The sequence below is a fragment of the Thiomicrorhabdus chilensis DSM 12352 genome, assembly GCF_000483485.1.
GTDB lineage: Bacteria > Pseudomonadota > Gammaproteobacteria > Thiomicrospirales > Thiomicrospiraceae > Thiomicrorhabdus > Thiomicrorhabdus chilensis.
Map to the genome: position 1 here is coordinate 1,049,468 of NZ_KI519609.1, position 12,443 is coordinate 1,061,910.

At 46.2% G+C, this 12,443-nt stretch carries 8 protein-coding genes; 6 read left to right on the forward strand and 2 right to left on the reverse strand.

Annotated elements, in window-relative coordinates; translation table 11 throughout:
- Positions 1 to 17 precede the first annotated feature (17 nt).
- Together B076_RS12150 and B076_RS0105025 are read left to right on the forward strand one after the other, a co-directional pair.
- Entirely contained in the window at positions 18 to 863 is an 846-nt protein-coding gene (locus B076_RS12150) for a potassium channel family protein (RefSeq protein WP_051347184.1), read from the forward strand.
- A gap of 229 nt (positions 864 to 1,092) precedes the next feature.
- On the forward strand, positions 1,093 to 2,046 hold the full coding sequence (locus B076_RS0105025; RefSeq protein ID WP_028486349.1) for a LysR family transcriptional regulator: 954 nt from the start codon (positions 1,093 to 1,095) through the stop codon (positions 2,044 to 2,046).
- A gap of 92 nt (positions 2,047 to 2,138) precedes the next feature.
- Here the strand turns inward: B076_RS0105025 and B076_RS0105030 are convergent, their stop codons facing one another.
- The gene (locus B076_RS0105030) at positions 2,139 to 3,551 is read right to left on the reverse strand and encodes a PhoH family protein (protein WP_028486350.1); all 1,413 of its coding nucleotides are present in this window, start codon (positions 3,549 to 3,551) and stop codon (positions 2,139 to 2,141) included.
- Positions 3,552 to 3,599: 48 nt separating this feature from the next.
- The gene (locus tag B076_RS0105035) at positions 3,600 to 4,070 is read right to left on the reverse strand and encodes a peroxiredoxin (RefSeq protein ID WP_028486351.1); all 471 of its coding nucleotides are present in this window, start codon (positions 4,068 to 4,070) and stop codon (positions 3,600 to 3,602) included.
- A 205-nt stretch (positions 4,071 to 4,275) separates the two neighbouring features.
- On the opposite strand from B076_RS0105035, the gene dapA reads away from it, so the two are divergent.
- From dapA to B076_RS0105055, 4 genes are all read left to right on the forward strand, one after another.
- Positions 4,276 to 5,151, forward strand: coding sequence for a 4-hydroxy-tetrahydrodipicolinate synthase (gene dapA / locus B076_RS0105040; RefSeq protein ID WP_028486352.1), 876 nt, complete (start codon positions 4,276 to 4,278; stop codon positions 5,149 to 5,151).
- Positions 5,152 to 5,259: 108 nt separating this feature from the next.
- Positions 5,260 to 6,306 (forward strand): outer membrane protein assembly factor BamC, encoded by a 1,047-nt coding sequence (gene bamC, locus B076_RS0105045; RefSeq protein ID WP_157753516.1) that lies wholly within the window; start codon positions 5,260 to 5,262, stop codon positions 6,304 to 6,306.
- Between the two features lie 63 nt (positions 6,307 to 6,369).
- Entirely contained in the window at positions 6,370 to 10,239 is a 3,870-nt protein-coding gene (gene purL / locus B076_RS0105050; RefSeq protein ID WP_028486354.1) for a phosphoribosylformylglycinamidine synthase, read from the forward strand.
- A 191-nt stretch (positions 10,240 to 10,430) separates the two neighbouring features.
- Positions 10,431 to 12,344 carry a 5'-nucleotidase C-terminal domain-containing protein gene (locus B076_RS0105055; RefSeq protein WP_028486355.1) on the forward strand — a complete coding sequence of 638 codons (1,914 nt, stop codon included), beginning with the start codon at positions 10,431 to 10,433 and terminating at the stop codon, positions 12,342 to 12,344.
- The last annotated feature ends 99 nt before the right edge of the window (positions 12,345 to 12,443 follow it).

Below are 12,443 nucleotides of genomic sequence, written 5' to 3' on the forward strand. Positions count from 1 at the left end.
GAAAGCGAAACACAGTTATGGATTTTAAAGTCATTTTAGGGATAGCCGGCGTACATTACCGAGAGAATGCACGTGCCAAAAGGATTGGCGGGCAGTTCGAGGTTTTGGTTTTACTTGCCTTGTTTGCGGTTTTTGTCCAATTGCTGATGTTTTATTCCGGTTCTGATGTGGACACTTCCTGGGTTTCCACTATTATTTGGTTTGTGTTTGCCGCCGAACTGGGGGTGAACTTGTTTAATGTGAATGACCGCTGGCGTTATCTGCGGCAGAACTGGATGAATGTGGTGATTGTGCTGTTGGCCTTTCCTTGGATAAATTGGGGCAGCGATTGGGCGGTGATCGTGCGTTCTTTAAGATTGGTGTTATTCCTGCGCTTCTTTGCCCATTTCTACAAAGATGTTAGCGCCATTTTGAAACGCCACAAACTTGGGCAAATACTTATTGGCGCCGCCTTTTTGATTGTCGCTTCCGGAGGTTTGTTTGCTTATCTGGAAGAGCGGGATCTTGTCGACGGGATCTGGTATGCCATCGTTACCGTCACCACGGTGGGCTATGGTGACGTTGTGCCCATGTCTGAGAATGGCCGTATCTTCGGAACCTTTTTGATACTTTTCGGTGTGGTGTTGTTCTCATTGGTCACAGCGAATATCTCCGCTTTTTTGATTGGTTCTGGTCAAAAGCAGCAAGAGAAGGATATCTTGAATTACGTACGTAAGATGGAAGAACGCCTTGAGCTTCAAACTGTCGAGAACCAAGAGCAAGTTGAGAAAATCATTAAACATATGACAAAAGAAATTCAGGCACTCAAATCCCAGCTACAAGAGGCTGAGATAAAGTGTTCTGATGAAGAGAAGTCCAAATAATCAACGGCTTATGGATCAGTATGGTAGCGTAGAGTGTTTTGTCTACTAACGTATTTTTCAATTCTGAATTGATGATTTCAGGATGGGGTGGATTGATTCCATGATTAAAGTCGGTGAATAAGTAATTCGTCTCAATTTTATATGGCTATCAATAAGTTTGACATTTGCTTATTAAAGTCCTATATTCACTGGGTTTAATAAATTTTATAGACCATAAAGGAAATTTCGGATGGCAGATAGACGTCTTCAAGTCTTCCACACTGTTGCGAAAGTAATGAGTTTTACTAAAGCGGCTGAAACGCTACACATGACACAGCCTGCAGTGACTTTCCAGGTAAAACAACTCGAAGATTTCTTTAACACCCGTCTTTTTGATCGAACCCACAATAAGATTACCTTGACCGATGCCGGCAAGGTGGTCTACGACTATGCCGATCAGATACTGGAACACTATGAGAAGATGAATAGTGAAGTCCGTGAGATGACTGGGGAGGTGACCGGGAGTTTGGTGATTGGGGCCAGTACGACCATTGCGGAATACATGCTGCCAAGTTTGCTTGGCGCCTTCAAAAAACAGTTTGAGGATGTCAATATCCGACTTCAGGTCGGCAATACCGATGCGATTGTTTCTATGGTCGAAAACAATATGATTGACTTGGGTCTGGTTGAGGCTCCTGTCCATAACAAGAACCTTGAAGTAGATGTTTGCCGTCTCGATGAAATGCAGCTGATTTGTCCTTTGGATCACCCTTTGGCTAAACGTGATAAGGTTTCCATCGAGGAGATGAGAAAATATGGCTACATCTCTCGCGAAGAGGGCTCTGGTTCGCGTTCGGTGATAGATAATTACATCCGCGAGCAAGGTTTGAGTTACAGTGATTTGAATGTGGTGATGGAGCTAGGTAGTCCGGAAGCGGTCAAGATGGCGGTTGAGTCTGATGTGGGTGTTGCGATTGTGTCGCGCACCACTATTTCGAAGGAGTTGCGTCTTAATACACTTAAAGCGATTCCGCTTGATCCGCCTATTGTGCGTCCATTCTCCCATGTGCGTCAAAAGCATAAGTTCCGTCACCGTGCGGTAGGCGAACTGCTGGATTTTGCCATTAACTATTGTCGTGATAAGGCGCTTGAGCAAGGATTTGCTTTGCCTGAAGAGGTCTTGAAGGATCGAGGCGACAAGTAAGGCTGTAAAAATCCCAGGTGATTGAAGTGTAAGCTAGAAAAAAGGCCGTTTAATACGGCCTTTTTTATTGGTGCTTTTTAGGTGTGTCAATGTTACAGAGAGTCAGACGCATATAGCGCCAATCTGGATCTTTCCCCTTGTTGCAAGGTGATGTGGGCACCATGTTCCCAAGATTTGAAACGGTCCACGACATAGGTTAAACCGCTGGTCGTTTCGCTGAGGTAGGGAGAGTCGATCTGACCGATGTTACCGATGCAAATGATTTTTGTGCCTTCTCCCGCACGCGTGATGAGAGTTTTCATCTGTTTCGGTGTCAGGTTTTGCGCCTCATCTAAAATAATAAACTTATTCTGGAAGGTGCGGCCGCGCATGAAGTTAAGTGACTTGATTTTAATGCGTTTACTGATAAGTTGTTGGGTACTCTCTTTTTCCCATTCGGTTGAGTTGCTGTTTTCCGCATTGGTAAGCACTTCCAGGTTGTCCATCAATGCCCCCATCCAGGGCGTCATTTTTTCCTCTTCGGTTCCGGGTAAAAAGCCGATGTCCTCTCCAATGGGGATGGTTGCACGCGTCATGATGATTTCGTTGTAAATATTGAGATCTAAAGTTTGTTCCAGAGCGGCTGCCAGAGCCAACAAGGTTTTACCGGTTCCGGCAATCCCGAGTAAAGAAACAAAATCAATTTCAGGGTCCATTAAGAAGTTCATGGCCATGTTCTGTTCAGCATTACGCGCATGGATTCCCCAGACCCCCTGGCTTTCCTTGCCAAAATTCTGCATGTATTCCAGAATCGCTTTGCCGTCATGAATGGAGCGTACTATGGCTTTAAATCCGGCCTCATTGTCACTGATCAAGCACTGATTGGCATGCCAGTTACAGTCTTTGTCCACATCAAGTTCGTAGAAAGTACGGCTGCCGTCCTGCCAGGATTTCATCTGCTTGCCGTGTTCTTCAAAGAAGTTTGCGGGAAGGGTTTCCCAGCCGGTGTAGAGCAGGTCCACATCTTCCAGTACTCGATCGTTGTAATAGTCCTCGGAATGCAGTCCTACCGCAGAGGACTTGATGCGCATATTGATGTCTTTGGTGACTAAGGTGACGCTGCGGTTAGGGAAGCGTGCTATAAGCGCCAGGCCGGTCTGCAGGATGTGGTTGTCAGCTTTGTGGCTGGGCAAAGAAATAGGCAGTTCAACCAAAAGAGGTTCGGTTTCAAAAAACAGTTTACCCAAATGCAATGCATCCTTGTTTGCACTGGGGTGTATTCTTTCCAAGGGCAGGCCTTGTCTAATCTCGTCAAAACTTGCATCGCTGATAATCTGATCGATTAAGCGGTTGGTTTCTCGGACATTGCGAGAGACTTCGGAAATCCCTTTTTTGGCCGAGTCGAGTTCTTCCAGAACAGTCATGGAGATGAATATGTCATGTTCTTCAAAATTGAACATCGCCATGGGGTCATGCATTAAAACATTGGTGTCTAAGATGAATAATCTTCTGTTTTCATTGGTCATGTACGGGCGTCCTGTTTTTATTGAAAACGATATGATCTGTCGAGTTATCTAGTTGCAGTGTTGTTTTAGGCTTTGCAGTACTTGCTGCGCATGTTCTTTGACTTTGACGTTGCGCCATTCTTCGATCAGTTCTCCTTTAGGGTTGATTAGAAAGGTGCTGCGTACAATACCCATGTACTCTTTCCCAAAGTTCTTCTTAAGTTGGTAGGTGCCGAAAAGGTTGCAAAGTAGGGCGTCAGGGTCAGAAATCAAGTCAAAACTAAAATTCTGTTTGGCTTTGAAATTCTCGTGGCGTTTCATGGAGTCCATGGATACACCAAAGATTTGGCAATTGAGTTGCTTGAATTCGGGGTGAAGCAGGGTAAAGTCTAGACCTTCAGTGGTACAGCCGGGCGTGCTGTCTTTGGGGTAAAAGTAAAGGACGGTATATTGTTGGGTCAGGTCTGACTGGGTAATGATTCTGTTTGAGGTGGCTTCAAGGGAGAAATTTGGGACGATTTCACCGGGTTTTATCGACATTTCTGAGGTTTCCATAGTAGTGAATTTGGATTCAGTATGCCGGGTTTTGAATATGCTTTCAATAAATAAAATCCCATTTGTTTGAACAGGTTCCGGACGTAGTTTTGACGGGCGAATTAGCACCTAATTAAGGTTGAAGTGTTGGGGGGGAAAGGGTAATATTACTGTTTTTTGGGCTAGCGCTGATCTATTGGAGAATTTCGCCGTGTTTAGAGGCAGTATGGTGGCATTGGTCACCCCTATGTTAGAAGATGAATCAATCGATTACAAATCGCTTGAGAAGCTGGTGGAATTTCACATTGCATCCGGAACCGATGCCATAGTCGCCGTAGGGACTACGGGTGAGTCGGCAACCTTAGATATGCAAGAGCATTGCGAAGTCGTAAAGTTTGTAGTGGACAAGGTTAATAAAAGAATTCCTGTTATTGCCGGAACGGGAGCCAATTCAACCACTGAAGCGATTGAGCTAACTCAGTGCGCTAAAAAAGCGGGGGCGGATGCCTGTCTGCTGGTCACGCCTTATTACAATAAGCCGACACAAGAAGGGCTTTATCTGCATTATAAAAAAATTGCTGAAACCGTGGATATTCCACAGATCCTATATAATGTCCCCGGGCGAACAGCATGTGACCTGTTGCCGGAAACGGTTATCCGTTTGGCCAAAATTAAAAATATTATCGGTATCAAGGAAGCGACCGGGGACATTGGTCGTATTGCTCAAATTAAAGCGGGTGTCTCCGACGAGTTTGATTTGTATACCGGAGATGATGCGACGGCTGTGGACTTTATTTTGGCTGGTGGCCATGGTGGCATTTCGGTCACTGCGAATGTGACGCCTAAACTGTTGCACGAAGTTTATTTTGCCGCTTTAGAGGGCGATTCTGAAAAGGCCAAACGTTTGGATGCGCCTTTAACGGGTCTGCATCGTGATCTTTTTGTTGAAGCTAATCCGATTCCGGTAAAATGGGCTTTGGCTGAAATGGGTTTGATTGGTCATGCGATTCGTTTACCTATGACGCAGCTTTCCGAAAAGTACCATGCCGTTGTAAGAGCCGCGATGCAGCAAGCGGGTGTCGTTTAGACAATTCACTAAAATTAAAGAGTAACAGTCCTACACATGAACGCACCGACCAAACTTATTCCTATATTTTTAACCTTTTCCATGATTGGCTTGAGCGGGTGTTCCACTGTGTCAAGTTGGATGGGCTCAGACGAGCCAGATTACCGTGAATCCAATGCTCGTTTGGCAAAAAATCTGGAAATGCCGCCTAATTTGTTTCACCCGTCTAAGAAACAAGAAGAAATGGAAATCGTGTTTCAGGAATTGCAGGCTCCTACGGAACAAAATGATTACATTCCAACCTACAAAGCAGCCGGTGTTTCGATTCAATCCAATCTTTCAGAGCGCTGGTTAGAAATTGATAGCTCCAATAGCGATCATGTGTGGAACAGTGTCAAACGCTTTTTAGAAAATTCGGGCATGCAGGTCAAAGAAGAGCGTAAAGATATCGGCATCATCAAAACCGATTTCAGCAAGCGCACCGAACTGGTGCCGTTGGATGATGTGAGTCCGCTGACCCGCATGCTGAACAGTTGGCGTCCTGAGTTGGCAGAAGGGATTTATGACCGTTTTGTGGTCAGGGTGGAGACACTTAAGGAATCAAATAAAACCAGAGTCTATTTTCACCATCATATGGTGGTTTCTCCAGACACTAATGCCGAATTGGGTGGCGATGAGCGTTGGCGCATCAAGCCCTATAATCCTTTGATGGAAGCTGAAGCGCTTTATCGCGCGATGATTTTCTTTGGTTCTACTTCGGACGTGGCTTTGGCACAGTTAAAAGTAACCGGTCAAATGAGTGAAGAATTTAACGGTGAGCAAGAACTTGAGAGTTTAATTTTGCATGCCAATCTGTCCCAAAGTTGGGGCTATTTGCAGGCAATGGTCTATCGTGCCGACTGGCAGGTTGACCAATCCAAACCTGAACTACATAAAATGTGGGTCAAGGTGCCGGAGTCGGCCAGAAAAGATGATTCGCTGATTTCCAAATTGGCATTCTGGAAAACGGACGAAGATAAGATGGCGTTGCCTGAAGTGATTTTGTTGCAACTTGAGAGTGATGAAAAAGATTCGACTAAAACACGTTTAACAGCCAAATCTTTGGAAGGAGATACACCGCTAAATGAAGCTAAGCGAAAATATCTGTTTGAGCGTTTAGGGTTGTTGGGCCAGTAAGTTTATTTTGATTTCAGACCCTCGGAGATCGGGGGTTTTTGTTTTTTTGGAAGGACAAAAGTTATGCAAATTGTTTGGGGAAATCCTGCTCACTCTGATTATCGATTAAATCAGCTTTTAAATAAGCTGCAGGAGGCCGGAACCATTTCTGCGATACGTTCGCAGTTCATCTATTTTGTGGATAACAGTGCCGCTTTATCCTCAGAGGAAACCGCCCACCTAAAGATTTTGCTAAACGACTTTGAGAATGAGGTGGAATCGACTTTGAATGCTCAGAGTTGCATGGTGGTTCCGCGTTTGGGCACTATTTCTCCATGGTCATCTAAAGCAACGGATATTGTACATACCTGTGGCATTGAGTCGATCGAACGTATTGAGCGTGGAATTGTTTATTTTCTTGAAGGCGTGAATGCTGATGAACAAGGAGCCATGGAGGCGCTGTTGCATGACCGTATGATGGAACAGGTTTTGCATACTTTCGATGAACTTGATGGCATGTTTTCTCATCAATCTCCGAAGCCTTATTCCACTGTGGACGTTTTGTCGGGTGGACGCGATGCTTTGGTTCAGGCCAATGCGGAAATGGGGTTGGCGCTCAGTGATGATGAAATCGATTATCTTGTTGAAGCTTTTGTCAATTTAAAGCGCAATCCCGTGGATGCCGAGTTGATGATGTTTGCCCAAGCTAACTCTGAACATTGTCGTCATAAGATCTTCAATGCCGACTGGACGATTGATGGTCAAGATAAACCTAATTCACTATTTGGAATGATTCGCAACACCTATCAGAAAAACCCGCAAGGGGTTTTGTCTGCCTATAGCGACAACGCAGCGGTGGTTGAAGGTTATCAAGCGACTCGTTTTTTTCCTAACCCTGAAACCCGTGAATATGGTTATCATGCCGAACCGGTGCATTTCCAGATCAAGGTCGAGACCCATAACCATCCGACGGCCATATCCCCTTGGCCGGGCGCCGCGACCGGTTCTGGTGGTGAAATACGTGATGAAGGTGCGACAGGTCGAGGCTCAAAGCCGAAAGCCGGTTTGACTGGGTTTACGGTATCCAATTTGAATATCCCGGGTTTCAAGCAACCTTGGGAACGAGACTATGGCAAGCCCGGACGCATTGTGACCCCTTTTGAGATCATGATTGAAGGGCCTTTAGGCGCCGCAGGATTCAATAACGAGTTCGGTCGTCCGGCAATCAACGGTTATTTCCGTACCTATGAAAACACGTTGATCACCCATGATGGTGAAGAGGTACGCGGTTATCACAAGCCGATTATGTTGGCTGGTGGTTTGGGAAGTATCCGTGAACAGCACATTCAAAAAAATGACATTCCCGCTGGTGCAAAGCTGGTTGTACTAGGCGGGCCGGCGATGTTGATTGGACTGGGAGGGGGGGCCGCCTCATCTGTTGACAGCGGGGCGGGTTCCGAGAGTTTGGATTTTGCTTCCGTACAGCGAGAGAATCCGGAGATGGAACGTCGCGCGCAGGAAGTCATTGATCGTTGCACCTATTTGGGTGACAAGTCACCGATCGCTTCAATTCATGATGTAGGCGCCGGTGGTTTGTCGAATGCCTTTCCGGAATTGGTCAATGACGCCGGCAAAGGGGCGATTTTTGATTTAAGAAAAGTCCCTAATGATGAGCCGGGCATGTCGCCGATGGAAATCTGGTGTAACGAGTCTCAAGAGCGTTATGTGATTGCGATCTACCCAGATCAAATCGAGCAGTTTGAAGCAATCTGTAAACGTGAGCGCTGCCTGTATGCCATTGTAGGTGAAGCAACCCAGGAGCAAAAACTGGTCGTCAATGATACGGTATTTGACAATAATCCAGTGGATATGCCTTTGAATGTGTTGCTGGGCAAACCGCCTAAAATGCATCGCACGGTCGAGTCAAAATTGATTCCGCAACCTGGATTTGAAACCGCGGTGATTGATCTTGAAGAGGCGACGGAGCGCTTATTAAAACTTCCGACGATTGCCGATAAATCTTTTTTGATTACCATCGGTGATCGCAGTATTACTGGCATGGTGACACGTGATCAGATGGTGGGGCCTTGGCAGGTTCCAGTTGCCAATGCCGGGGTGACCTGTTCTGACTATCAGGGCTATACGGGTGAGGCGATGGCTTCCGGTGAGCGTCCTCCGGTTGCATTGGTCAATCCAAAAGCTTCCGCGCGTCTTTCGATTGCCGAGGCGATCACCAATATCGCCTGTGCCAAAATTTCTAAAATGAGTGATATCAAGATTTCGGCAAACTGGATGGCCGCTGCCGGTCATGAAGGTGAAGATGCGGCTTTATATGATGCCGTTGAGACCGTTGGAATGGAGTTGTGTCCTGCACTGGGTATTGCGGTTCCTGTCGGAAAGGATTCGATGTCGATGAAAACCGTTTGGCAGGAAGGGGATGTGGCGAAGTCGGTTGTGTCGCCGGTCTCGTTGAATATTACGACCTTTGCGCCGGTGGAAGATGTGCGCAAGACTGTCACCCCTCAGTTACGCACTGATCTAGGCGAAACAGAGTTGTTGGTAATCGATTTGGGTAAAGGTCAGAATCGTATTGGTGCCAGTTGTCTGGCACAGGTTTACAATCAAATTGGGGATGTGTCCGCCGATCTTGACAATGCCCAGGATTTATTGAATTTGTTCAATGCTACTCAGGCTTTGCTGGCCGAAGATTTGGCGCTCGCTTATCATGATCGCGCTGATGGTGGTCTGTTGGTGACCTTGTTGGAGATGGCCTTTGCCGGTCATTGCGGTCTGAATGTAGATGTCTCTGCGTTAGGTTCGGAGCCGGTAGCTGCATTATGTGCGGAAGAGGTGGGTGTCGTCATTCAGGTGCTGTCTTCGCAGAAATCTCGTGTTCAAGCGATTATTGAGAGTCATCAGCTGGCTGCCATGGCGCACTGGATTGGTGGTATCACATCGGATGATCAGGTTGAAATTGCCTCTCAAGGGAAAACTGTCCTGAGTCAACCTCGCAAAAAGTTGCAGGCCTGGTGGTCTGAGACCAGTTATCGCATGCAAGCTCTGCGCGACAATGATGAGTGTGCAAAACAGGCGTTTGATGCGATTGAAAACGATGCCGATACCGAAATTTCGGTTCAGGTGACGTTTGATGTGAATGAGGATATTACGGCCGAGTTTGTCGGTAAACCACGTCCAAAGGTGGCGATCCTTCGCGAACAGGGTGTCAATGGTCAGCAAGAAATGGCGGCCGCTTTTGATCGTGCCGGTTTTGATGCCGTGGATGTGCATATGTCCGATGTCTTATCCGGTAGTGTTCAGTTTGATGGTTTTAAAGGTCTGGTTGCCTGTGGCGGTTTCTCTTATGGGGATGTACTGGGGGCTGGCCGAGGCTGGGCGAATTCTATCCTCTTTAATGAAACTGCTCGCAGCGAATTTGAGACTTTCTTCCAGCGTGAAGACACCTTTACTCTAGGTGTGTGTAATGGCTGTCAGATGCTTTCCAATCTGAAAGAGATCATTCCTGGAGCCGAAAGTTGGCCAAAGTTTGTGCGTAATCAGTCAGAGCAGTTTGAAGCGCGTTTTTCTTTGGTTGAAATTCAGGAGTCGCCTTCGATCCTTCTAAAGGGGATGGAGGGAACACGCATTCCGGTTGCGGTGGCGCATGGTGAAGGGCGTATGGATTTCGGGCAGCGATCCGCTGACGAAGTGGCAGGCCTGGTTGGTTTGCGTTATGTGAATTCATGCGGCCAGCCTACTGAAAACTATCCGTTCAATCCGAACGGAACGGTGGGCGGTATGACCGGGTTAACTACTACGGATGGACGCGTCACTATTATGATGCCGCATCCGGAACGCGTATTTAGAACCGTGCAAAACTCATGGCATCCAGATTCGTGGTTGGAAGACGCTCCTTGGATGCGTTTGTTCCGAAATGCTCGCAAATGGGTCGGTTAACACCGGCTTGAGTTAGAATTGCGTATTTAATATAAGTAAATACTTATAAGGATTTTCTTATGTTGAATAACTTTAGTTTATTTGACTTTATTGTCTATATTCTTTAAATTTGTTGGACTTTTTTTAACGTCGGCCTGTGGCGTAATCGTCACAGGTTGTCGAATCTTAAAACTAAAACGGAGAGAGACCTAATGTCTTTAAATCGTCGTGAATTTTTACATGTAATGTCTATGGCTGCGGCTGCAGGGATGTTACCAGGTACTGCGAGTGCAATGTCTTCAGGTACGGACAAGGCGGCGGCAGCAAAAGCTTCTGCAGAAATCTATAACCAACCTATGAAGGGTAAGGTTCGTCTGCTGCACATTACAGACACGCACGCTCAGTTAAAGCCAATCTATTTCCGTGAACCAAATGTTAACTTGGGTACCGGTCCAGCATTTGGTAAGTTGCCGCACGTTGTGGGTGAGAAGCTGTTGAAAGAGATCGGCGTTCAAGCAAATACGCCTTTGGCTCACGCGTTCACTTACATGAACTTCCAGGATGCGTCTGAACAGTACGGTAAAGTCGGTGGTTTCGCACACGTTAAAACCTTGTTAGACAAGTTGCGCGAGCAAGCTGGTGGACAAGATAATACTCTGACTATGGACGGTGGTGACTTGTGGCACGGTTCCGGTACGGCTCTATGGACCCGTGGTGGAGACATGGTTGAAGCGTCAAACCTTTTGGGGGTTGATATCATGACTGGTCACTGGGAATTTACCTATAAAGAAGACGAAGTTCTTAGAAACTTGAACAACTTCAAAGGTGAATTCTTGGCGCAAAACATCCGTATTAAAGAAGATTCATTGTTTGGTGATGCTTACCTAGAGATGGTTGAAGCACACAATGGTACGGGTCTGTACTCTGAAGATGAAGCGCGTGCGTTCAAGCCATATACAATCAAAGTCGTAAACGGCGAACGTATTGCTGTTGTTGGTCAAGCTTTCCCACGTACTGCAAACGCCAACCCACAAGCAAACTTCCCGGATTGGTCTTTCGGTCTTCGTGAAGATGCTCTTCAAGAAACGGTTGATAAAATCCGTGAACAAGAAAAGCCTGCTGCAATCGTTATGATCTCTCACAACGGTATGGATGTAGACATCAAGATGGCTTCGCGCATCAGCGGTTTGGATGCAATCTTTGGTGGTCACACGCATGACGGTATTCCTAAGACGACTCCAGTTAAAACCCCTGAAGGTGGTGTATGTCATGTAACTAACGCCGGTTCTAACGGTAAGTTTGTTGGTTGCATGGATTTGGATATCCAAAACGGTAAGTTGAAAGGTGTGGATTACAAGCTATTGCCTGTATTCTCAAACATCCTGGATGCAGATCAGGAAGTTCAGACTTTCATTGATCACCTTTATACTCGTAAGTATGACACCAACATCATTGAGTCTCGTGATCCTTCACGCGCTTACAGCAAAGAGCGTCTAGGTAAGACTTACGGTGAAATCCTAAATGAAGAACTAGCGGTTGCTGAAGACACGCTATACCGTCGTGGTAACTTCATGGGTACGTGGGACCAAATCATCGTAAACTCTCTACGTGAAGAGCACGATGCACAAATCGCAATGTCTGCGGGTGTACGTTGGGGTACTTCTGTTCTGGCGGGTGAGATGATCACTATGGAACGCGTAATGGATGAAACTTCTATGACTTATGGTGAAACCTACAAGTCTGAAGTGACCGGTGCTCAAATGAAAGATATCCTAGAAGGTATCTGTGAAAACCTATTCCAAAAAGACCCATACCTACAGTCTGGTGGTGATATGGTTCGTCTGGGTGGTATGGACTACACTTGTGAGCCAAATGCATCTTTGGGTAACCGTATCTCTGACATGCGTTTGGATGACGGTACGCCTCTAGAAGCCAACAAAACTTACTCTGTTGCTGGTTGGGCACAGGTTGAAGCAGTAGGTGATGGTCGCTTAATGTGGGACGTTGCAGCTGACTACCTACGTCGTAACAAGAACGACATGAAGCTTAAGAAGGTGAACCATCCTAAGCTTAAAGGTGTTAAAAACAACCCAGGTATCGAAAACTACCCAGGTGAAATGGCTTAATTTACAATTAAGTTTAATGCCTATTAAAAAGCCGGCTTTATGCCGGTTTTTTTATGTCTGGATGGTTTTTAAAATAGGCAGGCCTGCTTGTTTTGAAAA